Source organism: Agrobacterium sp. CCNWLW32, from assembly GCF_037083425.1.
Taxonomy (GTDB): Bacteria; Pseudomonadota; Alphaproteobacteria; order Rhizobiales; family Rhizobiaceae; genus Agrobacterium; species Agrobacterium radiobacter.
The window spans coordinates 146,618-168,368 of record NZ_JBAOJM010000004.1; the positions used below are offsets into that span (position 1 = coordinate 146,618).

Consider the following 21,751-nt stretch of genomic DNA (forward strand, 5'->3'; position numbering starts at 1 on the left):
TCCACAATCAGGCAGGTCGCAGGAGCATGTGAATGAACAGCCGGATATTGTCCCTTATCGCCAGGCGGCTGGTCGTCATGCTGACGACGCTGCTGATCGTGTCGTTTATCGTCTTTTCCGCCACCAGCCTGCTGCCCGGCGACACGGCGACGATCCTTCTCGGCCAGGCGGCAACGCCGGAGGCCGTGGCGGGCCTGCGGACCGCCATGCATCTCGATGATCCTGCCCTGCTGCGTTTCGTCCGATGGCTCTTCGGCCTGCTGCATGGCGAGCTCGGCACGTCCTATGCCAACAACATGGCGATTGCCGATCTTATCGGTCCACGCTTCGTCAACTCCATGAAGCTTGCCGGCATTACCACCATCATCGCCGTGCCGCTGGCGCTCACCCTCGGCATCAGCTCCGCCATGCTGCGCGGAACGCTTTATGACCGGGCCGTCACCGTGCTGACCATCGGTGTCATCTCGGTGCCGGAATTCATGATCGCCACACTCGCCGTGCTGCTTTTCGCCGTTTACCTGAAATGGCTGCCGGCGCTTTCGCTGGTCAGCGAGGTTCACACGCTTTTCGATGTACTGCGGGTCTATGCCATGCCGGTCATCACGCTGACCTTCGTCGTCTCAGCGCAGATGATCCGCATGAGCCGCGCCGCCGTCATCGAAACGCTGGATACGCCCTATGTCGAAATGGCGCTTTTGAAGGGCGCACCGCGCATGCGCATCGTGCTTCGCCATGCGCTTCCCAATGCGCTCGGCCCCATCGTCAATGCGGTGGCGCTGTCGCTTTCCTATCTCGTCGGCGGCGTCATCATCGTCGAGACGATCTTCAATTATCCTGGCATCGCCAAGCTGATGGTGGATGGCGTCGCGACGCGCGACCTGCCGCTGATCCAGAGCTGCGCGATGATCTTCTGCGTCGGTTATCTCCTCCTCATCACGACGGCTGACATTATCGCCATCATGTCCAATCCGAGGCTGCGCTGATGGCCGACAATATCAAAACAACTTCGGGGACTTCGCGTTTGGGTTACAAGATCAACGCAGTCGGCGTTTTCGGCTTTCTCATCATTTTTTCCTGGGCCATGGTCGCAATCTTGGCGCCCTATCTCATACCGCATCCAGTCGGTGAAATCGTCGATCTCGACTATTTCGGGCCGATGACATCAGATCTCTGGCTCGGTTCCGATTATCTCGGCCGTGACGTGTTTTCCCGCATTCTCATGGGCGCGCGTTTCACGGTCGGCATATCGCTCGCAGCCGTCACCATCGCCTGCACCTCCGGCGTCGTGCTCGGCATGTGCGCCGCCGTCATCGGCGGCTGGTTCGATGCGGCATTGAGCCGGTTTCTCGATGCGGTGAATTCCATTCCGAGCAAGCTTTTCGGCCTCGTCGTCGTCGCCGCCGTCGGCTCGTCCATTCCGGTGCTGATCATCACGCTCTCGGTCATCTATACGCCCGGCGCCTATCGTTTCGCCCGGGCGCTCGCCGTCAATGTCAACACCATGGATTTCGTCACCGTCGCCCGCGTGCGCGGCGAAAGCCTGCTTTATCTCATCGGTTCCGAAATCCTGCCGAACATCGTCCGTCCCGTGTTGGCCGATCTTGGCGTGCGCTTCGTCTTCATCGTGCTGCTGCTGTCGGGCCTCTCCTTCCTTGGCCTTGGCCTGCAGCCGCCGAATGCGGACTGGGGTGCGCTGGTGCGCGAAAACATCGGCGGCCTGCCGTTCGCGGCACCCGCCGTCATCTTCCCGTCCCTGGCGATTGCCAGCCTGACGATCAGCGTCAACCTGCTGATCGACAATCTGCCGCAGAAAATCCGCGACAGGAGTGAATAATGAGCAATCTCGTTGAAATCCGCGGACTGAAAGTCGAGGCCACCACCGATTCCGGCCGCCGCATCGACATCATCAAGGGTGTGGACATCGACATCGCCGATGGCGAGATCGTTGCGCTGATCGGCGAAAGCGGTTCCGGCAAGACCACCATTGCGCTGACGCTGATGGGCTATGCCCGCCCGGGCTGCCGCATTTCCAGCGGCAGCGTCAAGGTGGCGGGCCGCGACATGGTGCAGCTTTCCGAAGCCGAGCGAGCAACGATCCGCGGCACGAAGGTGACCTATGTGCCCCAAAGTGCGGCCGCCGCCTTTAACCCTGCGCAGAGGATCATCGACCAGGTGATCGAAGTCACCCGCATCCACCATCTGATGCCGCCGCAGGAGGCGCGGGTGCGGGCGGTAGAACTCTTCAAGGCCCTGTCGCTGCCCAACCCTGAGACCATCGGCGAGCGCTACCCGCATCAGGTGTCCGGCGGCCAGCTTCAGCGCCTGTCCGCCGCCATGGCGCTGATCGGCAACCCGAAGCTGGTGATCTTCGACGAGCCGACCACGGCGCTTGATGTCACGACCCAGATCGAGGTGCTGCGCGCCTTCAAATCGGCAATGCGCAAGGGCGGTATCGGCGGCGTTTATGTCTCGCATGATCTTGCCGTCGTCGCCCAGATAGCCGACCGGATCGTGGTGCTGAAAGGCGGCGAGGTGCAGGAAACCGGCACCACGGCGGATATCCTCGAAAATGCGCAGCATCCCTATACTAGGGAATTGCTGACGGCTTTTCACGACAAGGCACGCGTTGTCACACCCGTCAAACAGGAGCAGGCCACGCCCCTCCTGGATATAGAGGAGCTGATCGCCGGATATGGAACGAAGGGCGGAGACAAGATGCCGCTAGTGCGTGCGGTGGATTCCGTCAGTCTTTCAGTCTATCCCGGCCGCAATCTCGGCATTATCGGCGAATCCGGCTGCGGAAAATCGACACTTGCGCGCGCCATTGCCGGCATTCTGCCGGCGGCAAGCGGCCATGTGATCTTCGAAGGCAAGGAACTGGATGCCGATGCACGCCGACGGGCCGGCGATCAGCTTCGCCGCATGCAGATCGTGTTCCAATATGCGGACACGGCACTCAACCCGTCCAAACCCATCGAGGACATCCTCGGCCGGCCGCTGACCTTTTATCACGGTATGAAGGGCAAGGCGCGCGATGCTCGGATCGACCAGCTTCTCGATATGGTGAAGCTGCCGCGCTCGGTTCGCCATCGCCATCCTTCCGGCCTTTCCGGGGGGCAGAAGCAGCGTGTCAATTTCGCCCGGGCGCTTGCGGCCGAACCATCGCTCATCATCTGCGATGAAATCACCTCGGCGCTCGATACCGTGGTCGCGGCCGCGATCATCGATCTTCTCGGGGAACTGCAGCGGGAGCTGAACCTCTCCTACATCTTCATCAGCCATGATCTTTCGGTGGTGGAGACCATTTGTGACGAAATCGTCGTGATGTATGGCGGGCAGAAGGTAGAGCATCTGGAGACGGAAGCGCTCAAGTCGCCGACCCACCCCTATTCGAAACTGCTGTTCTCCTCGGTGCCGAAACTCGACCCGAAATGGCTCGACAATCTGCAGCAGGATGCGGAGCTGGTGCGGGCGTTTTCGAAGCGGTGAGAACGAGATAGTACGGCCCTGCAAAGGGCCGTTTCCCACACCTCAAAGCGGAAACAGGCTGGTCAGCGGCATATGCGACTTGATGATCGGTGATTTCAGCACCACGAAGCTGAAATATTTATCGATGCCGACATCCATATCGGTCAGTCGCTCCATGATCGACTGGTATTCGACGATGCCAGAGGTGACGAATTTCAGCAGGTAGTCGTAACCCCCGGAAACGAGGTGGCACTCCACCACCTGGTCGATCTTTTCGACAACGCCGAGGAAGCGGGCGAAATCGATCTGGCGGTGGTTCTTCAGCGTAATCTCGGTGAAAACAGTCAGCGTCTGGCCGAGCTTGTTGATGTTGATCTGCGCCGAATAACCCTCGATATAACCTTCCGCCTGCAGTTTCTTTACCCGCATCAGGCAAGGGCTGGGCGACAGATTGACAAGCTCCGCCAGCTCGACATTGGTGATGCGACCGTTTTTCTGCAGTTCATAGAGGATCTTGATATCGATCCGGTCAAGTTTCATCACGTGCGGAACCCCTTTTTTGTTTTTTGAACACGCGGCATAAAATTCTGGCGCGGTATCGGAAATCTTACCACATGGGTGCGCCCTGTCGACGTGGAGATGTTTTTTTGGTGCAGCATAAAGAGTTGCAGACGTGGCCACCAACAGCATGAGATTCCGGCAAGACGCCCAGTCTGGCAGCGTTTACACGCCAGCTGAGGTAAATTAGGACGAATATAAGGAGTCCGACCATGCCCGCCCCGCTGCAACAGATCACGACATCGCCGGAACTGCCGACATCTGCGGACGCCGTCATTATCGGCGGCGGCATCGTCGGTGTCTTCGCCGCCTATTACCTCGCCCGGCGCGGTCTGAAGGTGGCGCTGGTCGAAAAGGGCCTGATCGGGGCGGAGCAATCCAGCCGTAACTGGGGCTGGTGCCGCCAGCAGAACCGCGACGCCCGCGAATTGCCGATTTCCACCAAGAGCCTGGCATTATGGGAAGAGTTTGGTGCAGAGAGCGGCGAGGACACGGGCTTTCGGCGCTGCGGGCTGTTTTATCTGAGCGACAATGAAGCCGAGCTTGCCGGCTGGGCGCGCTGGCGCGATTTTGCCATTACCGCAGGCGTGACGACCCATATGCTGAGCGCCGATGAGGCGAGCGAACGCGGCCGATCTACGGGCAAACGCTGGAAGGGCGGTGTGTTTTCACCGACAGACGGTACGGCCGATCCTTCCATGGCGGCACCCGCCGTGGCGCGCGCCATCATCAAACTGGGCGGCACGGTGCATCAGAATTGCGCCGCGCGCGGCCTTGAGACGGAAGGCGGCCGTGTCAGCGCCGTTGTCACCGAAAAAGGCACGATCCGCACCAAAACCGCCATCATGTCCGGCGGGGCCTGGGCGTCGTCCTTTTGCCGCCAGCTCGGCATTCGTTTCCCGCAGGCCTCCGTCCGCTCCTCCATTCTATCCGTCACGCCCGGTGCGGAGGGGCTGCCGGATGCGCTGCACACCGCCGCCGTCTCGGCCACGAAGCGAAAAGACGGCGGTTATACTCTCGCCATCAGCGGGCTGGGCCGAATCGACCCGACGGCGCAGCAGATGCGGTTTGCCCGTGAATTTGTTCCGATGTTTCTCAAGCGCTGGCGAAGCCTGCGGCCAGGCGGGCTGGAAGGTCTTCGCGGCGGCCACGAGACGCTGAAACGCTGGCGGCTCGATGCGCCGACGCCGATGGAACGGGTTCGTATTCTCGATCCGAAACCCAATGCCGCCGCCATCCGCGAGACCCATGAAAGGGCACTGAAGCTTCTGCCGGCCCTCGGCAAAACCCGGATTTCCGCCGCCTGGGCGGGCTTCATCGACAGCACGCCTGATGGCGTGCCTGCCATTGGCGAAACCAGCGAATTGCCCGGCTTCATCCTCGCCGCCGGCTTCAGCGGCCACGGTTTCGGCATCGGACCGGGTGCCGGCCATCTGATCGCCGATATCGTGACGGGCTCGAACCCGATCGTCGATGCCGCCCCCTATCACCCCAGCCGCTTCCTCGATTCGTCCTGGGGCAAGGTCGCGGATTTCTGACCCTCCCTTAATGGGATGCGACAGACTCACCGCGATGGAACCGGCCGATGTGAAAATCCGCAATCGGCGTCGTAGTCTTCCCGGTTGCTATCAGCTCCGCCATCACGTCGCCAACACCCGGCCCGATCTGGAAACCGTGGCCGCTGAAGCCGAAGGCATAATAAAGGCCGGAGGTCGCAGCACTTCCCCCCATGACCGGCAGATCGTCGGCCATATAGCCTTCCACACCGGACCAGGTGCGGATCAGCCGGGCATGGCGCAAAGCGGGAGCCAGCCGCAGCAACTGGCGCAGCTGAGCATCAAGCCCGGCGGGATCATATTTCGCCCGGCGTTCGTCCAGCGCGGCGGCGCATCGTTTCACCCCGCCGAAAATGACGTTTCCGCGCGGGATTTGCCGCATATAAATGACCTCGCCGGGAATTTTGGTGGAGACGCCGACGACGGGGTGAATGAACCATGGCAAAGGTTCCGTCACGCCCATTTGCGGGCCGGCCACTTCCAGCGGCACCGCCTCTCCCAGGGCGCCGGCAAACCCGCCGCCCCATGCACCGTTGGCAACCAGCACCGAGGGCGCGCGATATTCCCCTTCCTCCGTCGTCACCTGAAAATCCTCGCCCGCCTTTTCGATGGCCAGAACTTCGCAATTTTCCACGATGGTTGCACCATCCCGCCGCGCCGCGCGGGCAAAGGCGGGCGCGACAAGGCGCGGATTGGCGTGACCATCATGCGGCGACCATGATCCCGCAACCGCCTCCGGTCCGATGAAGGGGAATTTCTGCCTGACAGCCTCGCGCGAGAGTATCTGCAATTCCAGACCATATTGCGTGGCATCGTCGCGGTATTTCTCGACCACGGCGATCTGTTCTTCCGCCCAGAGAAACCGGATATGGCCGACGGGCATGAATTCCACATCCGCACCGGTCAGTTGCGGGATCCGGCTCCAGATATCCCGCGATCTGTTGGCGAGCGGAAGCTGCCCGAGATAACGGCCCTGACGGCGGACATTGCCGAAATTGGTGCCGCTCGCCTGCTGGCCGACGAGGAAACGCTCCAGCAGAATGACGCTGACACCCCGATGCCGCAGGAAAAACGCCGTCGCGGTTCCAACAATGCCGCCGCCGACGATAATGACATCGGCCTCTGCAAGCGTGTTACGCATCATCGCCTCCCTTCACAATCGCCAGCGGCAGCGGTTTCACCGGCGCCTGCCCGCGCAGCCGTCCGGCCAATTCCACCGATATACCAGAGGCGGCGGCGACAATCTCCTGACCCGCCTGCCCGCAGAACCGGCCCTGACACCGGCCCATGCCAGCCCGCGAGAAAGCTTTCGAGCGGTTGACCTCCGTCGCACCCTTTTCGGTCACGCTTGCGCGCAACTCGCCCGCCGTCACCACCTCGCAGCGGCAGATAATCGTCTCGTCGGCAAGTGACCGCACCAACAGGTGCGGCCAAGGGAAGGCCCGGGCCATTCCCTGCGCAAAGCGGCTCGCGGCTTTCAGCGATTTCCGGCAGCGGCCGATCTCCGCACGGGATGGCTTCAAACCTTGATCCTCAAGAAGCGCGAGCGCGGCGAGCCGGCCGGAGGCTTCCGCACCATCTGCACCGAGAATACGCACGCCATCGCCTGCCAGATAGACATCAGGCACGGAACTGCGTCCCATATTGTCCACATCCGGAAGCCATTGCCGGATCAGCGGATCAAAGGAGAAGCGGCAACCGGCAAGGTCGGCAAGCTGGCTTTCCGCCCGCAGATGATAGCCCATGCCAATGGCATCGCAGGCGAGGCGTGTTTCCTCACCGGACGCATCCCGATAGCGAATGCCGGTCACGCCACTCTCAGCGTCGCCGATAATCTCTATCGGCATGATGCCCCGTTCGATCCTCACGCCGCCCGCAAGCAGCGCCGCGACAAGCCGCATGCCCTTGAGGAGCTGCATTGGTCGTGCCACCATCCCCGGCAGGCCCTTGATCTGCGTGAAGAATGATGTGGTATCCAGCACCGCCACAGGCGCCGCCCCTGCCTTCATATATTGATATGCCACAAGATAAAGCAGAGGCCCCGTGCCCATAAAAACCACCCGTCGCCCTATCGCGCAGGCCTGCGCCTTCAGGGATATCTGCGCCGCGCCAAGCGAAAAACAACCCGGCCTCGTCCAGCCCGGCAAGGGCATGATGCGGTCGGTCGCACCCGATGCGATGATGAGGGCATCGAAATCCAGAGCTTCGGATGTCTCTGCGCGCTGAATATGAATGCGATTGTCGCGAATTGCCCACGCCAGGGTCTGCGGGCGGTAATCGATATGGTCTGAAAGCCCGTCGAATGTGTCGTGCAGAGCCTTCGCCTTATCCGCTTCCGTGCCGTAAAGAGCGGTATATGAGCGCTTGAAATTCTGCGGCTGACGGCGATAGATCTGGCCGCCGCTGCGATCTCCCTCATCAATGACGACGGGGCGAAGCCCAGCCCGCACCAGCGTCTCGGCGGCACGCGTACCGGCGGGGCCGGCGCCCACGATCACGACGCGCAAATCTGCCATAACCCCTCCGGAACCTCGGTTCTGATATCCATGCCCGGGCGAACGGCGGTGGAACAGGCGCGCAGCCGCTCCCCTTCCCCGGTCCAGACCCAGCAATCCTGACAGGCGCCCATCAGACAGAACCCCGCGCGCTTGCCATCGGCGAATTCCGAAAGGCGGGCAAACCCGCGCGACAGCATCAGCGCCGTCAGCACCGTGTCTCCCTCCAGCGCCTCGACCGGCATGCCGTCGATCAGGACAGAGCAAACCGCGCGTCGCTCTTCGGCGATGCGCCTGAATCTGGCAAGCATCCGCGTTTCCTTTCCCAAAACCTTCGCAGGCACCTCTCCTGCACCGTCACAGATTTCCACGGCAGAAGGTTTCTCACCAATCGCAAATGGTCGCTTGAACAGAACCTTGGGTTATGGAAGAGATGACGCCGGAGGTTTCCATGAACGCCCGACAGCTTGAAATTTTCCGCGCCATCATGCGCGACGGCTCCGTGACAGCGGCTGCCAATTCGCTTGCCGTTTCCCAGCCCGGCGTCAGCAAGGTGTTGCACCATCTGGAAAGCCAGCTGGGTTACAAGCTGTTCGAGCGCATCGGCGGGCGGCTGGTGCCGACGATGGAAGCGCATCTGATCTACGAGGATGCCGACCGGGTTTTCCGTGAACTGGAAGTGCTGAAAAAACTGACGCGCACCATCGGCGAGCGCAAGCTTGGCCTTCTGCGCATCGGGGCCAGCCTGCCGGTCACCTATTCCGTGCTGCCTGAAGCATTGCTCGCTTTCCGGCAGACGCATCCGACCGTCAAAATCCACCTCAACGCCCTGCCCAAAAAGGAAATTGCCGAGCAGCTGCTGCTGGGAGACATCGATTTTGCGGTAACGCTGTCCACCATTCAGGCACCAACAGTGCGCAGTGAAATTCTTGCCTCCGTGCCTGTTGTGGCGGTGATGCGGCATGATGATGCCCTGGCCGAGATGATGACGGTGACGCCGCGCGACCTCGCCGGCAGACCGCTGATTTCCTACGGCAACCAGGCGGACGAGATCGGCCCGCAGCTGAACGAGGTCTTCGAACGCGACGGGCTTATGCGTGATGTCTCGGTGCAGGTCACCTCATCGGTCGGCGCTGTGCCGCTGGTGCGTGGCGGCATCGGCATCGCCCTTGTCGACGGCCTGGTGCGGTGGAACAGTTTCGAGGGAGTGACGGTGCGCCCGTTCATGCCTGAAGTGACGATGAATGTCGCCGTTTCCACCAACACGGCGCGGCCGCTCTCACGTTTCTTCAAACCCTTTGTTGGCGAATTGCGACAACTCTTTCGCGCCCTTCCCGCCCAGGGCTGACGGACAAAACAATACCCGCAAGGCCTGAGCCTGCGGGTATTGTCGTCCGCCGCATTTATTCGACCGGTCAGCTTTTTGGCAGGCCGGGTGGGTTGGTGCGCGATTCCGGCAGGGCTTCTTCCGATAGCTGCCAGCGATCCAGGATCTTCGCGTAAGCGCCGCTCTTGATCAGGTCGTTGGTGGCAAGCGTCAGTGCATCGGCCAGTCCCGAGCCCTTGCGGGTGGTGATGGCGACATCGGACCGTTCCGGCCAGCCGGCGGAGAGGGTTCCGACGCGCTTGATCGTCTTGTCGCGTGCGGCGATGAAAACCAGCTGCGCATGCGGCTGGACGATCACATCCGCCCTCCCCGCAGAAAGCGCCACAAACCGTGTGGCTTCATCATCGTAATATTGCAACTCGATCGGCTTCAACCCGGCGGCAACATTCTCGTCGCTCCATTTCAGCAGAATGCGCTCCTGATTGGTGCCAGCGCCGACGATGATCCTCAGGCCGGCCGCGTCCTTCGGCTCGCGGATGGCGGTTATACCGCTATCCGACTTGACGAAAAATCCGTGCAGGCCCTGACGATAGGTGGAGAAATCGAACTTTTCCTTGCGCTGTTCGGTCACACCGACATTCGAGATCACCGCATCGTATTTGCCGGAAGCAAGCCCCAGCGGCCAGTCCGCCCAGGCCACCGCCACCAATTCCAGATCGAGGCCGAGGCTGTCGGCCACCGCAAGCGCGTAATCAGGGTCTGCGCCGACCACAGTTTTTGCATCCGTCGCATAGGTCGCAAGCGGTGGCCCACCGGGTGCGACCGCGACGGTGAGTTTGCCCGGTGTGACGAATTTGAAATCCTTGGGAATAGCGGCAATAGCACCGGGGTCTTTTTCAACCCTGACGCGGCCTGGCTGGTCCGGCGACAGATCGAAGACATCCGTTGCAAAAGCCGGTGCGAAACCGGCAACGGACAGAAAAGCACCGAGCGTGGCCGTGGCGAGACGAGAGGTGAAAGTCATTGTGGTTTCCCGATAGAATGATTGCGGGACGGAGGTAGCGCGGGCGGGAGGATGCCCGCGCTACCGGCTGAGTGATGTCCCACCTTCAACTCAGCTTTTTGGCAAGCAAACCAGAACTCAGCTCTTCGGAAGGCCGGGCGGATTGGTGCGGGATTCGGTGATGGCTTCCGATCCAAGATTCCAGCGGGCGAGAACCTTGCCGTAATTGCCGTTCTTGATCTGGGCGTTCAGCGCGGCGGTGATGGCCTCGGCGATGCCCGCGTCCTTTTTCGAAGCGACGGCGATTTCCGCCGCCTCTGGCCAGCCGCCGGAGAAGGTGCCGACGAGCTTCGTCTTCTTCTGGCTTGCCGCCTGAAAGGCAGAGGTCGCGTTAGGGCCGAGATAGGCATCCGCGCGACCGGATTGCAGGGCAACGTCAAGCACGGCCTGATCGTCGTAATATTGCACCTCGGTATCGGCCAAACCCTTGGCCTTGTTGTCCTTGATCCATTTCAGCAGGATCTGCTCCTGATTGGTTGCCGCGCCGACGATCACCTTCAGCCCGGCGACATCCTCGGGCTTGCCGATTGACGTGACCTTGCTGTTATTGCCCACGTAAAAGCCGAGCAGATCGTTGCGATAGCTGGAAAAATCGAATTTTTCCTTGCGGGCTTCCGTAACCGTGATGTTGGAGGTGACGGCGTCGTATTTGCCGGAGGTGAGACCGAGCGGCCAGTCGGCCCAGGCGATGGGAACAAGTTGCAGCTCAAGGCCAAGGCTGTCGGCCACCAGCTGGGCGATATCCGGCTCCACGCCGATCGGCGTTTTGGTGTCGCTCGCATAATCCACCAGCGGCAGACGGAAGGGCACGGTCGCGACCGTCAGCTTTCCGTCGGCGATGAACTTGTGGCTGGCGGGCAGAAGCTTGATCGCCTCTTCCACCTTTTCGGCGCGCACCCGGCCTTTCTGTTCGGGCGACAGGTCCACTTCCTGCGCATGCGCAGCCGGAATGAGTGCGGCGGTGGCGGTGAAAAGACCGCCGGCGAGCAGGGACAATAATTTCGATGAAAATACCATGCGAGTGTTTCCTTTGTTGTTGATTAGAGAACTTTTGCGAGGAATTCGGCCGTGCGCGGGTGGTCCGGGTTGTTGAACACCTTTTCCGGCGTGCCCGTTTCCAGGATGCGGCCCTGCTCCATAAAGACGACCCTGTCGGAGACTTCGCGGGCAAAACCGATTTCATGGGTGACGATGATGAGGGTGACGCCGGAGCGGGAAAGCTCCTTGATGACGTCAAGCACCTCGTTGACGAGTTCAGGATCGAGAGCGGATGTCGGCTCGTCGAAGAGCAGCACCTTCGGCCGCAAGGCCAGCGCCCGGGCAATCGCCACGCGCTGCTGCTGCCCACCGGAAAGCTGGCGCGGATAGGCGCCGGCTTTTTCGGCAAGGCCGACACGGGCCAGAAGATCGCGTGCTTCGGCCTCGGCCTGCTCTTTCGATATGCCGCGAACCACGACCGGCGCTTCGGCGATGTTTTCAAGTGCGGTCAGATGCGGGAACAGGTTGAAGCTCTGGAACACCATGCCCACTTCGACGCGGCGTTTCAGGATTTCCCGTTCCTTCAGTTCGTAAAGCGTATCGCCCTTCTGACGATAACCGACCAGCTCGCCGTCTATGGCGATAAAGCCGTCATCGACACGCTCCAGATGGTTGATGGAACGAAGCAATGTGGACTTGCCGGAGCCGGACTGGCCAAGAATGGTGGTGACGCTGCCTGCCGGGATGGAAAGGCTGACGTCGTCCAGCACCTTCAGCGTTCCGAAGGATTTCGAGACACCGTGAATATTGACCGAACCGCCGCGATTTCCGAGCTGGAAACTTCCCGTCCTGACTGTGGCGGGGCGTTGGGACACGGCAACCGCAGGCGTCGCCGTCTCCACCGCTTCAGGCAAGGGCTTGCGCGGCAGGAAGGTGCGGTAGAGCGTGGCGAACAGCGAGGGCGGCGGATTGCGCAGCGCGCCGCGCGAGAAGTGCCGTTCGATATGGTGCTGCACGATGGAAAGCGCCGTCAGGATCACCAGATACCAGACGGTGGCGACCATCAGCAGCGGGATCACTTCCAGATTGCGGCGATAGATGATCTGGATCGTATAAAAAAGCTCCGGCAGGGCGAGGATATAGACCTGCGAGGTGCCCTTTGCGAGCAGAATGATCTCGTTGAAACCATTCGGCAGAATGGTGCGCATCGCCTGCGGCAGCACGATGCGTGAAAACTGTCTGCGCCGCGGCAGGCCGAGTGAGGCCGCAGCCTCAAGCTGGCCCTGTTCCACCGAAAGAATACCGCCGCGCACGATTTCCGATGAAAAGGCTGCGGCATGTAATGTCAGCCCCAGCACCGCAGCCGCAAAGGGCGTCATCAGCTGCGTGGTATTCCAGCTGAAGAAATTGATGCCGGTATAGGGCACGCCGATCGTCACGGTCTCGTAGAGATAACCGAGATTGTTGAGGATCAGCAAAAGCACGATCAGCGGAATGGAACGGAATATCCAGATATAGGTCCAGGAGATCGCGACAAGCAAAGGCGAACCTGAAACGCGCGCAAGCGCCAGAACCGTGCCGAGCACGAAACCGAGAAAAGCCCCGAGCACCGTCAGCAACAGCGTCCGGCCGAGCCCCACAAGCACCGGTTCGGCAAAGAACCATTCCGCAAACACGTTCCAGCCCCAGCGGGGATTGCCGAATACGGAGTGCAAAATGGCCGCGATGATGAGGACCGAGAGAACGGTGCCCGCCGTGCGCAGCGGATAACGGGCGGGAACGACGCGAAAATGCGCGTAACCGTCCTTGACCGGCTCACCCTTCTGTTCGTTCACCGCAACATGCGGAAAATCGGAGGCTATTGTCATCGGAGAAAGCCTTTCACGGATGAACCGGAGAGAGTTGCGGCCGGGCGGCCTGTACTGGCGCGCCATCCGGGATGGAGGCGGCAGTGTCGGAAAGCCATTTTTCGAAGGGCAGCGACCGGATCGTCTCGGGATCGGCCGCCGTGTCGAACAGGGCGCGATAGCCATTGGTGAGATAAAGGCCGACCGCTTCCGGCTGGCGGAAACCCGTGGTCAGATAAACGCGGGCGTAACCCTGCCGGATCGCCTGCTGCTCCAGTTCCTGAAGCACGATTTTCGCAAGCCCCTGCCGGCGGTGGGCCGAGTGGGTCCAGACGCGCTTGAATTCGGCCGTCTCGTGGTCGTAGCGCATGAAGGCGCCGCCGGCGATCGCCTTACCGTCACGCAAAAGCAGCAGGAAATTGCCCGATGGCGGGCTGAAGGCCTCCGGCGGATATTTGTTCAGCTCGGCCTTCGCCCCTTCCGCGTTGAAAAATGTGCCGTAACGGCTGTCATATTCAAACAGCAACTCCTCCAGAAGCGGCGTTGCGAGCGGATTCTTGACCGATGTGTAGAGAAAACTGTCGCTCATGTCCTTGTCCTAAATTTCGCGTCAGGAGAGGTATGCTTCCGCCAGACGCACCCAGAAGCGCGCTGCCGGTGCGATGATCGCGTCGTTGAAATCATAGTGGGGGCTGTGCAGCGGCGCGCTGTCGCCATTGCCGACGAAGAGATAGGAGCCGGGCCGCTCCTGCAGCATGAAGGCAAAATCCTCGCTCGCCGTGCGCGGCTGGAACGCTTCGGCAATCTGCGCGGACGGGAAATGCTTTTTGGCAACCTCACGGGCGAAGACCGTCTGCGGGGCGTGATTGATGACCGGCGGGAAACCACCGGAATAGGAGACATCGGCCCTTGCGCCGAAACTTTCCGCCTGCGCTCTGGCCAGCGCCGGAAGCCGCTCCTCCAGCCTGTCACGCACGGCGGGCGAAAAAGCCCGGGCGGTGATCTGCAGCTCGACGCTCTCGGGAATGACGTTGGAGGCGGTTCCGCCATGGATGGAGCCGACCGTCAGCACCGCCATCTCGCGCGGATCGACATTGCGCGAAACGATGCTTTGCAGGGCGGTGATGAAGCTTGCCGAGGCGAGAACCGGATCGACCGTCTCATGCGGCGCCGCCCCATGCCCGCCCCTGCCGATGATCTGCACCTTCGCCTTGTCGACGGAGGCCATGGCAGGACCTTCGACGAAGCCGAACTGCCCGGTTTCGACACCCGGCCAATTGTGCAGGCCGAAGACCGCATCGACCGGAAACCGCTCGAACAGCCCGTCCTTTATCATCGCCCTTGCACCCGCACCGATCTCCTCGGCCGGTTGGAAGATCAGTGTCAGCGTGCCGGAAAAATTCGATGTTTCGGCAAGATAACGGGCGGCTGAAAGCAGGATGGTGGTATGGCCATCATGACCGCAGGCATGCATGACGCCCGACGTCTGGCTGGCATAGGCAAGGCCGGTTTCCTCGATAATGGGCAGGGCGTCGATATCGGCGCGGATTCCGAGACGTTTTTCACCATGACCGCGCTTCAACGTGGCGACGACACCGTGACCACCGACACCCTCCGTCACCTCGTATCCGAAAGACAGGAGATAACGGGCAATGAGCGCCGCCGTACGCGTCTCCTTGAGCGAAAGCTCTGGATGCCGGTGGAGATCATGCCGGATGGCGATGCTCTCTTCGATGAAGGCAAGGATTCCCCGTTCGGCGTCGTCCTGCGGACGCGCGCCGTCAATGCGGATATTCATGGTTCTGTCTCCTGCGCGGGGCCTTTGCGCGCCGCGTCTTGAAATATGCGCCGGGCAGCGATTAACGCCGCCCGGCTGCAAGCTCAGGCGATGGCCTTGTCAGACGCGTTTTCGCCGCCGGCATAGACGCTTTCCCGGAAAGGCAGACCGAGATGATCACGCAATGTCGCGCCTTCCAGATGCGGATCGAAATAACCGCGCCGCTGCAGCACCGGAATGACGAGGCGGATGAAATCATCCAGTCCCTCGGCAATCACCGGAAAGCCCAGAATGAAGCCATCGGCCGCATCGTGTTCCACCCAGCGTATGATCTCGTCGGCCACCTTGTCCGGTGTGCCGATGAAGCCTTCACGCGGGGTCGCAGCCTCCAGCGCCGCCTCGCGCAGCGTCTGGTTCTTTTCCTTGGCCCGCCGCTTGATGCGGTCGGTCGTCGAGCGGAAACTGTTCTTGCCGATCTCGCCGAGTTCGGGGAAAGGCTCATCCAGCGGATAGGCGCTGAAATCATGATGATCGAAGAAGCGACCGAGATAGGCGAGCGCATCCTCGATAGTGATGAGGTTGCGGATGACGTCGTATTTCGCCTCCGCTTCCTCCTGCGTTTCGCCAACGATCGGGCCGATGCCGGGGAAAATCTTCACATCGGCAGCGGACCGGCCCTGCGCAACGGCGCTCTGCTTCACACGCTTGAGGAAGGTCTGGTTTTCCTCCAGCGAAGCGGAATTGGTGAAGACCGCATCCGCGTGTTTGCCAGCAAGACCGATGCCGGCATCGGACGAGCCTGCCTGGAACACCACCGGCTGACCCTGTGGAGAACGCTGGATGTTCAGCGGGCCTTCCACCTGGAAGAAGCGGCCCTTGTGGCCGAGCGTGTGGAGTTTGGCGCGGTCGAAAAACTGTCCCGTCTCGCGGTTACGCAGGAAAGCGTCATCGTCCCAGCTGTCCCACAGGCCCTTGATAACCTCGAGGTATTCGTCGGCGATCTCGTAACGCAGCGCATGTTCGGGGTGATTACGGCTGTAATTTTTCGCCGTGCCTTCGAGCGGTGTCGTCACGGCATTCCACCCGGCACGGCCGCCGCTCAAAAGATCGAGCGAGGCAAACTGGCGGGCAATGGTGAAGGGGTCGCTATAGGAGGTCGAAACGGTTCCCGCCAAACCGATCTTGGAGGTGACGGCGGCGAGCGCCGAAAGGATCGTCAGCGGCTCGAACCGGTTGAGGAAATGCGGAATGGACTTGTCGTTGATGTAAAGCCCATCCGCCACGAAGGCGAAGGCGATGCCGGCTGCTTCCGCCTTCAGCGCGTTCTTTCTGAAAAAGTCGAAATTGACGCTGGCATCAACAGGGCTTTTGGGGTGCCGCCAGGCATTCATGTGCCCGCCGGGACCTTGAAGCATGATGCCGAAACGGATTTTCTTTCTCGTCATGTCATTCCTCCTGAGAGAAAATTATGCCGCCCGGGAAAGGCGATGTGGGGCCAAGAGTTCGACCGAGGCAAGCCGCTGATCGGCCCCGACATGGGGCGGTTCGATGATGAATTCCTCGATGCCGTGCTCTTCGGAAAGCGCACGAAGCGCCTTGTGAATATCCTCCGGCCCGCCATGCAGGACGTTGGGCTTGCGCTCTTCGATGCGATAGTCGGCATCGCCGGACTGGCGGGCGAATTCCTCCGCCTGTTCGCGGCGGCCGAGGTTGAACGCCCTGCCGTCGCTGAGGAATACCCGGTAGATGCGTTGACCTTCGACCTGTCTCGCGGCATGGGCGGGATCGCTGGCTGCAAAAGCCGACAGTGCAAGGATCGGGGCAGCTCCACCGCTTTCCTCCCGGAAAGCCGAGAGGCTACGGCGAAGAACCTCCGCATCACCATTGAGGTGGCCGGCAAAGACGAAATTCCATCCCCTTGAAGCCGCAAGCCTTGCGCTTTCCGGGCTGGCGCCGAGCAGAAATCTCTCTGCCGCGACCGGCGGCGCAGGTGTTGCCTGTAGCCCTGCCTGTGCATGATCCTGCGGCGCAGCGCCCGATAAAAATGTGGTGAGTTCACCGAAGGCCGCTTCGAAATCCGGCTTGCGGCCGAGATCATGGGCCTGCTGCAAGGCCGACGTCGCAAGCGGCAACCCGCCCGGTGTCTTGCCGATGCCGAGATCGACCCGGCCGGGTGCAAGCGACGACAGGACGTTGAAAACCTCGGCAACCTTGTAAGGGCTATAGTGCTGCAGCATGACGCCGCCCGAGCCAACACGGATGCGGGAAGTCTTCGCCAGTATCCATGCAACCAGCGCCTCCGGCGCGGAACCGGCAAGCTCCGGCGAATTGTGATGTTCGGCCACCCAGAAACGGCGATAACCCAACTCTTCGGCGCGTTTGGCAAGATTGATCGTGTCGCGGAACGCGCTCGCGGCGTCCTCCCCCGTTGAAACCGGGCTCTTGTCCAGCAAACTGAGCGTATACATCATCACCTCGCGTCTTTGATGCATACTTTGTCTACCGATTTTATATTCTAATAAAGGATGATCGTTCCACGTTGCAGCACGATCAGAGAAAATATTGTTTTCAGTGATGTTTTCGAAAGCCCGTGCCGGCAAAACGGGGGACCTGGTCTCAAAAAGGCTGCAACAGGCCGCTTTCAGCACCAAACCCGGACGAAACGGGCTTGCGCCGGAATTCGCTAAAAACTACTTAGTAAGTAAGGAATAATACGGCCCGGCACTGTAAACTGTGCCGACTCTCTTTTCGGATCGTGCGATGTTGACCAAAAAAGGCAAATACGGATTAAAGGCTCTTGTCGATCTGGCGCGGTTGCCCCAGGGCGAGACCGCCTTCGTGACGGAGATTGCGACCCGCAACAACATCCCGAAAAAATTCCTGGACACTATTCTTCTGGAACTACGCAATAGCGGCATTCTGCGCTCCAAGAAGGGCCCGAATGGCGGTTATTCACTGTCGAAAATGCCATCCGAAATCATGATCGGGCAGGTTATCCGTACGCTGGATGGACCCTTGGCTCCCATCCGCTGCGCAAGTCGCACGGCCTTTGAAGCCTGTGACGACTGTGATGATCCCGAGACCTGTCAGGTCAGGGTTTCGATGACGGACGTGCGTGACGCCATCGCAACCATTCTGGACAATATGACGCTTGCGCAGTTCGTGGCAAAGGACGGGCAGGATGCCCGTTCTATTCCGGCCGGCGAATAGGATTTCGCACGGCCCTTCGTTCGGGTTCCACGACAGAGCGTCGCTTATTGCCTGCGCAGATCACTGTCCAGCGACGCGATCAGCCCGGCTTCGCTGACGCCTTCGACAAGACCGAGGCGCGCCATCAGGATTTCAAGCGTGATGGCATTGTTGCGGACCGAACGAAAGGTGACGTTCTCCGCCCCCACCTGCGCCGCATCGATATTGGCCGCAAGGCTTGTTATCTGCGCCTTCAGGAGTTCGATGGCGAGAAATATTTCACCTATCACGGGCCGCGCTGCGCCCTCGTCCGCCAGTCTGTCGATCAGCAGAACGGAAAGCTCACGCTGCTTCTGCCCCAGCGCCACCGCGGCTTTCAAAAGGGCGGAAACGGAAGCGGCCAGGTTTCCTACGCCCTGGGCAAGGAACACCACCTGATCGGCGCGCAAGAGACCCTCCCATGACGTATTGGGGCGATTGCGCAGGACGACAAGCAGGGGCTGTCCGGCCGTGTTGACAGCCGGCACAACGATCCAGTCCGCATCGACCTTGACCGACCCCGCAACTTCATCGGGCAGCCGCAGGGCGTAGTCGTCTTCCGTCACCACAACCGCCTGATCCAGATCAGCGGCAGATATTGCCAGCGCGAAGGTCTCGCCAAGATCAAGACGGGCGAAGAGCGCCTTGCGCTGGTCTTCGCTACCCGCGTTCCTGATGAATTCCAGGGCGGTGAAATGTTCAACGAGATCATGCGCCGCCCCCGCATCGGCTGCGGAAATGATGGCTAACGCCTGTGACAGAACGTCATTTGTGATATCCGCCCCGCCGAGTTCCGTTGGAACGGAAAGAGCAAGAAGACCGGAACGGGCGATCCGCGCATGAATTTGCCCGGGACTTTCAACGGCGCAGTTTTCGGCGATCGTCCGGGCAACGGTCAGCACATCGATATCCGCGCCGAGGCGTGGAGGAACGAAACGAAGTCTTTCGCCGAGAGGCGTGACGGATCCCATGCTCAACTCCCTCAAAGAATGACAAAGTGAAAGCGCCGAATGGCCGGCGCTCAGTCCAGAGAATGATAACGCCCGTTTTGATAGAGCAGCGAATGACCGGAGCCGATGCGGATCGCCTCCACCTTGCCGATGACGATGACATGACTGTGCCGTTCGATCGTTTCTTCGATGGTGCAATCGATCGCGGCAACCGCGTCTTCGAGGATGGGCGCGCCGCTCGACAGCCGTGTCCATTCAGCGCCGCGATACCGATCCGGGCCCTTCAGGCCACCGATGCCGGCAAACTGATTGGCAATGAACTGATGGTTCGCTCCGATGATGTTGACGGCAAGATGACCGAAACGCTGCACCACCGGCCACGTTGACGAGGAACGGTTGAGCGCTACCAGAATGCGCGGCGGATCGACCGACAAAGCGGTGGCCGAAGTCACGGTCGCTCCCGTTCGCTCGTCACCCTCACCCGCCGTAATCACGCTGACACCGCCGCCCAGCGTTCTCAACGCCGCCTTGAGGCTGTCGGCATCCGCCGACTTGCCGCCAACCGGGTCGCGGAGATTGATGAAGTGTTGATCCTTGGCCGCATATTGCAATGTCATCGGGTTGCTCCTGAAAACAGCTGAATTGTTCAATAGCTAGCAGCGATGGCGGGGGGTGAAATAGACATCGTTTTCCATATTGATAATATTCTATAGAAATAATGTCTTATATGCCGTTGCCTGATTTCATTGCGCCGCAAGGATGTCTGCCGAAACGGAAGAAGGCATAAGCCGCCTCCCGCCGATGAATCAGGATCCGGACACCAGCTTGACGTTACCGCCATGACCGCCGCCGCCGAAAACCTGTTTCGCGCCGAAAGAGGACCGTATCTGGTTACGGGGCCCACCGAGCCCGATTTCCGGAAACAGCAGTTCGGATAGCCGATAGGCTTCTTCCAGATGCGGATAACCCGAGGCGATGACGGTATCGATGCCCAGCGCCTGATATTCCCTGAGCCGCGCCGCCACCGTCTTCGGCGAACCGACCAGCGCCGTGCCTGCACCCGAACGGACAAGACCGATGCCCGCCCACAAATTCGGGGAGACTTCCAGCCGGTCGCGCCGGCCATTGTGCAGCGCCTGCATTCTCGCCTGCCCAACGGAATCCGAAGCCTTGGAGAAGACCTCCTGAGCGGATGCGATGGTTTCGTCGGAAAGCTTCGAGATCAGCCGGTCGGCATCGGCCCACGCTTCCTCGTCTGTTTCTCGAACGATGAAATGCAGCCGGATACCGAAGGTAACCTCTCGCCCTTTTTTGGCGGCGGCGGCGCGCACCTTGGCGATTTTTTCAGCTACCTGCGCCGGCGGTTCACCCCAGGTCAGGTATTTGTCGGTGATACCGGCCGAAAATTCGATGCCGGCATCGGAGGAGCCGCCGAAATAAATAGGCGGTCGCGGTTCCTGCACCGGCGGCAGGCCGAGTTTTGCGTCCACCGCCTTGATATATTTGCCGTCGAGGTTTCCCTTGCCGGTTTCAATCAGCGAATTGAACACCTGGAAGAACTCCCCGGCGTGATCGTAACGCTCGTCATGGGGCAGAAAAATGCCATCGCCGGCAAGTTCCTGGGCGCTGCCGCCGACCACGATGTTGAGCAGCAGCCGGCCATGGGAAACGCGATCCAGCGTGGAGGCGAGCCGCGCATAATAAGCGGGCGATGCGACGCCCGGACGGATGGCGACCAGGAATTTCAACTTTTCGGTATAGGCGGCAAGATTGGCCGCAAGGATGAAGGATTCCTCACAGGCAACGCCGGTGGGAATGAGCACGCCTGAATAACCGAGCCGATCAGCGGCCTGGGCTATTTCCCGGAAATAGCCGGGATCGGCAGGACGCGTAAGATCGTCTGAGCCGAGATAGCTGCCATCGCCTGAGGTGGGTATGAACCACAGAAAATCGAGTGGCTTATCGGGTGTGCTCATCGGCAGGTCCTTTGCAATCTGCCCTCGGGCAATGCGGCTTGATGATAAAAGGGTAGCCAATTCCCCGGCGCGTTTAAGAAATTTTGTTCCAATTTCCACCCGGCGAAGAGAGTTTCTCTCCCCGATAAACCGCGCTCCGAAAGGAAAAGGAGCCTTCGTTAATGGTCGTCAGAAGACCGGATAAAGGCCGAGCATCGCAAAGTTCATTTCGCAGATCTCTTCCCTTTCGAGTTCGAGATCGCTTTTCTCCTGCCTGATGCGTCCGGAATGATCCAGAGGATGAAGACTAACCTGTTCCTCGCTACGCGGCTGGCGCCGGGTCAAACCGAACAGATCGAAAGTAAACGCATGAAGTCCCTGCGGCATGTGCGCCTCCTTTGCTCAATTCCCTTATCCTCGGGCGACGGCCCGAAATCGTCAATATTTTCCATAAAATTACTATTCTATAATTGGAGGATCACCGGCAAATGTGGACTAAGGTTGCGGCGACGGGAAAAAATCCGTTTCCGGCCGCCGAGAATGGGCCAT

Annotated in this window: 21 protein-coding genes; 6 read left to right on the forward strand and 15 right to left on the reverse strand. The window is 60.5% G+C overall.

Translation table 11 applies throughout. The annotated features are described in order from the left end of the window. Window positions 1-32: 32 nt before the first annotated feature. Genes V6R85_RS11100 through V6R85_RS11110 form a run of 3 tightly spaced genes read left to right on the forward strand, consistent with a single transcriptional unit; the run spans window position 33 to window position 3,489 of the window. Window positions 33-983, forward strand: coding sequence for an ABC transporter permease (locus V6R85_RS11100; protein WP_020812187.1), 951 nt, complete (start codon window positions 33-35; stop codon window positions 981-983). Next, window positions 983-1,834, forward strand: coding sequence for an ABC transporter permease (locus V6R85_RS11105; RefSeq protein WP_111833853.1), 852 nt, complete (start codon window positions 983-985; stop codon window positions 1,832-1,834). Before V6R85_RS11100 ends, V6R85_RS11105 begins: the two co-directional genes overlap by 1 nt. Further along, window positions 1,834-3,489: an ABC transporter ATP-binding protein gene (locus V6R85_RS11110; protein WP_111833854.1), complete on the forward strand. Its 1,656-nt coding sequence runs from the start codon at window positions 1,834-1,836 to the stop codon at window positions 3,487-3,489. The genes V6R85_RS11105 and V6R85_RS11110 overlap by 1 nt, the downstream gene beginning before the upstream one ends. A 42-nt stretch (window positions 3,490-3,531) precedes the next feature. On the opposite strand, the gene V6R85_RS11115 is transcribed toward V6R85_RS11110, so the two are convergent. Next, entirely contained in the window at window positions 3,532-4,008 is a 477-nt protein-coding gene (locus tag V6R85_RS11115; protein WP_003506856.1) for an Lrp/AsnC family transcriptional regulator, read from the reverse strand. A gap of 230 nt (window positions 4,009-4,238) precedes the next feature. On the opposite strand from V6R85_RS11115, the gene V6R85_RS11120 reads away from it, so the two are divergent. Then, window positions 4,239-5,564 carry an NAD(P)/FAD-dependent oxidoreductase gene (locus tag V6R85_RS11120; protein ID WP_020812190.1) on the forward strand — a complete coding sequence of 442 codons (1,326 nt, stop codon included), beginning with the start codon at window positions 4,239-4,241 and terminating at the stop codon, window positions 5,562-5,564. A gap of 7 nt (window positions 5,565-5,571) precedes the next feature. Here the strand turns inward: V6R85_RS11120 and V6R85_RS11125 are convergent, their stop codons facing one another. Genes V6R85_RS11125 through V6R85_RS11135 form a run of 3 tightly spaced genes read right to left on the reverse strand, consistent with a single transcriptional unit; the run spans window position 5,572 to window position 8,388 of the window. Continuing rightward, complete coding sequence (locus V6R85_RS11125; protein ID WP_111817682.1) at window positions 5,572-6,723, reverse strand: NAD(P)/FAD-dependent oxidoreductase; 1,152 nt, start codon at window positions 6,721-6,723, stop codon at window positions 5,572-5,574. Continuing rightward, on the reverse strand, window positions 6,716-8,098 hold the full coding sequence (locus V6R85_RS11130) for an FAD/NAD(P)-dependent oxidoreductase (protein WP_111817650.1): 1,383 nt from the start codon (window positions 8,096-8,098) through the stop codon (window positions 6,716-6,718). The genes V6R85_RS11125 and V6R85_RS11130 overlap by 8 nt, the downstream gene beginning before the upstream one ends. Beyond that, a complete protein-coding gene (locus V6R85_RS11135) occupies window positions 8,077-8,388 on the reverse strand; it encodes a (2Fe-2S)-binding protein (RefSeq protein ID WP_003506864.1) in 312 nt (103 codons plus the stop codon). Before V6R85_RS11135 ends, V6R85_RS11130 begins: the two co-directional genes overlap by 22 nt. 113 nt (window positions 8,389-8,501) lie before the next feature. On the opposite strand from V6R85_RS11135, the gene V6R85_RS11140 reads away from it, so the two are divergent. Continuing rightward, complete coding sequence (locus tag V6R85_RS11140; protein WP_003506866.1) at window positions 8,502-9,425, forward strand: LysR family transcriptional regulator; 924 nt, start codon at window positions 8,502-8,504, stop codon at window positions 9,423-9,425. A gap of 67 nt (window positions 9,426-9,492) precedes the next feature. Here V6R85_RS11140 and V6R85_RS11145 read toward each other — a convergent pair whose 3' ends face one another. From V6R85_RS11145 to V6R85_RS11175, 7 genes are all read right to left on the reverse strand, one after another. Then, on the reverse strand, window positions 9,493-10,428 hold the full coding sequence (locus V6R85_RS11145; RefSeq protein WP_111780399.1) for an ABC transporter substrate-binding protein: 936 nt from the start codon (window positions 10,426-10,428) through the stop codon (window positions 9,493-9,495). A gap of 117 nt (window positions 10,429-10,545) precedes the next feature. Further along, window positions 10,546-11,484 (reverse strand): ABC transporter substrate-binding protein, encoded by a 939-nt coding sequence (locus V6R85_RS11150; protein ID WP_111833855.1) that lies wholly within the window; start codon window positions 11,482-11,484, stop codon window positions 10,546-10,548. Between the two features lie 23 nt (window positions 11,485-11,507). After that, the gene (locus V6R85_RS11155; protein WP_080868597.1) at window positions 11,508-13,313 is read right to left on the reverse strand and encodes an amino acid ABC transporter permease/ATP-binding protein; all 1,806 of its coding nucleotides are present in this window, start codon (window positions 13,311-13,313) and stop codon (window positions 11,508-11,510) included. Window positions 13,314-13,326: 13 nt separating this feature from the next. Continuing rightward, window positions 13,327-13,881 (reverse strand): GNAT family N-acetyltransferase, encoded by a 555-nt coding sequence (locus tag V6R85_RS11160; RefSeq protein WP_111833856.1) that lies wholly within the window; start codon window positions 13,879-13,881, stop codon window positions 13,327-13,329. 21 nt (window positions 13,882-13,902) lie between these two features. Further along, entirely contained in the window at window positions 13,903-15,090 is a 1,188-nt protein-coding gene (locus tag V6R85_RS11165; protein WP_336377051.1) for a M20 aminoacylase family protein, read from the reverse strand. 83 nt (window positions 15,091-15,173) lie between these two features. Next, window positions 15,174-16,514 carry an LLM class flavin-dependent oxidoreductase gene (locus V6R85_RS11170; RefSeq protein ID WP_107677294.1) on the reverse strand — a complete coding sequence of 447 codons (1,341 nt, stop codon included), beginning with the start codon at window positions 16,512-16,514 and terminating at the stop codon, window positions 15,174-15,176. 21 nt (window positions 16,515-16,535) lie between these two features. Further along, window positions 16,536-17,540 carry an LLM class flavin-dependent oxidoreductase gene (locus tag V6R85_RS11175; RefSeq protein ID WP_174054545.1) on the reverse strand — a complete coding sequence of 335 codons (1,005 nt, stop codon included), beginning with the start codon at window positions 17,538-17,540 and terminating at the stop codon, window positions 16,536-16,538. A gap of 289 nt (window positions 17,541-17,829) precedes the next feature. Between V6R85_RS11175 and V6R85_RS11180 the strand changes: the two genes are divergently transcribed. Next, window positions 17,830-18,279 (forward strand): RrF2 family transcriptional regulator, encoded by a 450-nt coding sequence (locus V6R85_RS11180; RefSeq protein ID WP_003506886.1) that lies wholly within the window; start codon window positions 17,830-17,832, stop codon window positions 18,277-18,279. Between the two features lie 44 nt (window positions 18,280-18,323). Here the strand turns inward: V6R85_RS11180 and V6R85_RS11185 are convergent, their stop codons facing one another. The 4 genes from V6R85_RS11185 to V6R85_RS11200 form a co-directional block, all read right to left on the reverse strand. After that, complete coding sequence (locus V6R85_RS11185; protein ID WP_060724854.1) at window positions 18,324-19,268, reverse strand: acyl-CoA dehydrogenase family protein; 945 nt, start codon at window positions 19,266-19,268, stop codon at window positions 18,324-18,326. Between the two features lie 50 nt (window positions 19,269-19,318). Beyond that, a complete protein-coding gene (locus V6R85_RS11190; RefSeq protein ID WP_003506889.1) occupies window positions 19,319-19,864 on the reverse strand; it encodes a flavin reductase family protein in 546 nt (181 codons plus the stop codon). 189 nt (window positions 19,865-20,053) lie between these two features. Further along, entirely contained in the window at window positions 20,054-21,223 is a 1,170-nt protein-coding gene (gene ssuD, locus V6R85_RS11195) for an FMNH2-dependent alkanesulfonate monooxygenase (protein ID WP_336377052.1), read from the reverse strand. A gap of 168 nt (window positions 21,224-21,391) precedes the next feature. Next, window positions 21,392-21,589 carry a hypothetical protein gene (locus V6R85_RS11200; protein ID WP_003506893.1) on the reverse strand — a complete coding sequence of 66 codons (198 nt, stop codon included), beginning with the start codon at window positions 21,587-21,589 and terminating at the stop codon, window positions 21,392-21,394. Window positions 21,590-21,751 lie beyond the last annotated feature (162 nt).

What these genes read in the sequence shown, in the direction of transcription:
- V6R85_RS11130 (WP_111817650.1), bottom strand. Translation starts at nt 8,098, where the DNA reads ATGGCAGATTTGCGCGTCGTGATCGTGGGCGCCGGCCCCGCCGGTACG.
- V6R85_RS11170 (WP_107677294.1), bottom strand. Translation starts at nt 16,514, where the DNA reads ATGACGAGAAAGAAAATCCGTTTCGGCATCATGCTTCAAGGTCCCGGC.
- V6R85_RS11185 (WP_060724854.1), bottom strand. Translation starts at nt 19,268, where the DNA reads ATGGGATCCGTCACGCCTCTCGGCGAAAGACTTCGTTTCGTTCCTCCA.
- V6R85_RS11180 (WP_003506886.1), top strand. Translation starts at nt 17,830, where the DNA reads ATGTTGACCAAAAAAGGCAAATACGGATTAAAGGCTCTTGTCGATCTG.
- V6R85_RS11110 (WP_111833854.1), top strand. Translation starts at nt 1,834, where the DNA reads ATGAGCAATCTCGTTGAAATCCGCGGACTGAAAGTCGAGGCCACCACC.
- ssuD (WP_336377052.1), bottom strand. Translation starts at nt 21,223, where the DNA reads ATGAGCACACCCGATAAGCCACTCGATTTTCTGTGGTTCATACCCACC.
- V6R85_RS11135 (WP_003506864.1), bottom strand. Translation starts at nt 8,388, where the DNA reads ATGCTTGCCAGATTCAGGCGCATCGCCGAAGAGCGACGCGCGGTTTGC.
- V6R85_RS11160 (WP_111833856.1), bottom strand. Translation starts at nt 13,881, where the DNA reads ATGAGCGACAGTTTTCTCTACACATCGGTCAAGAATCCGCTCGCAACG.
- V6R85_RS11105 (WP_111833853.1), top strand. Translation starts at nt 983, where the DNA reads ATGGCCGACAATATCAAAACAACTTCGGGGACTTCGCGTTTGGGTTAC.
- V6R85_RS11175 (WP_174054545.1), bottom strand. Translation starts at nt 17,540, where the DNA reads ATGATGTATACGCTCAGTTTGCTGGACAAGAGCCCGGTTTCAACGGGG.
- V6R85_RS11190 (WP_003506889.1), bottom strand. Translation starts at nt 19,864, where the DNA reads ATGACATTGCAATATGCGGCCAAGGATCAACACTTCATCAATCTCCGC.
- V6R85_RS11100 (WP_020812187.1), top strand. Translation starts at nt 33, where the DNA reads ATGAACAGCCGGATATTGTCCCTTATCGCCAGGCGGCTGGTCGTCATG.
- V6R85_RS11200 (WP_003506893.1), bottom strand. Translation starts at nt 21,589, where the DNA reads ATGCCGCAGGGACTTCATGCGTTTACTTTCGATCTGTTCGGTTTGACC.
- V6R85_RS11165 (WP_336377051.1), bottom strand. Translation starts at nt 15,090, where the DNA reads ATGAATATCCGCATTGACGGCGCGCGTCCGCAGGACGACGCCGAACGG.
- V6R85_RS11120 (WP_020812190.1), top strand. Translation starts at nt 4,239, where the DNA reads ATGCCCGCCCCGCTGCAACAGATCACGACATCGCCGGAACTGCCGACA.
- V6R85_RS11115 (WP_003506856.1), bottom strand. Translation starts at nt 4,008, where the DNA reads ATGAAACTTGACCGGATCGATATCAAGATCCTCTATGAACTGCAGAAA.
- V6R85_RS11140 (WP_003506866.1), top strand. Translation starts at nt 8,502, where the DNA reads ATGGAAGAGATGACGCCGGAGGTTTCCATGAACGCCCGACAGCTTGAA.
- V6R85_RS11150 (WP_111833855.1), bottom strand. Translation starts at nt 11,484, where the DNA reads ATGGTATTTTCATCGAAATTATTGTCCCTGCTCGCCGGCGGTCTTTTC.
- V6R85_RS11145 (WP_111780399.1), bottom strand. Translation starts at nt 10,428, where the DNA reads ATGACTTTCACCTCTCGTCTCGCCACGGCCACGCTCGGTGCTTTTCTG.
- V6R85_RS11155 (WP_080868597.1), bottom strand. Translation starts at nt 13,313, where the DNA reads ATGACAATAGCCTCCGATTTTCCGCATGTTGCGGTGAACGAACAGAAG.
- V6R85_RS11125 (WP_111817682.1), bottom strand. Translation starts at nt 6,723, where the DNA reads ATGCGTAACACGCTTGCAGAGGCCGATGTCATTATCGTCGGCGGCGGC.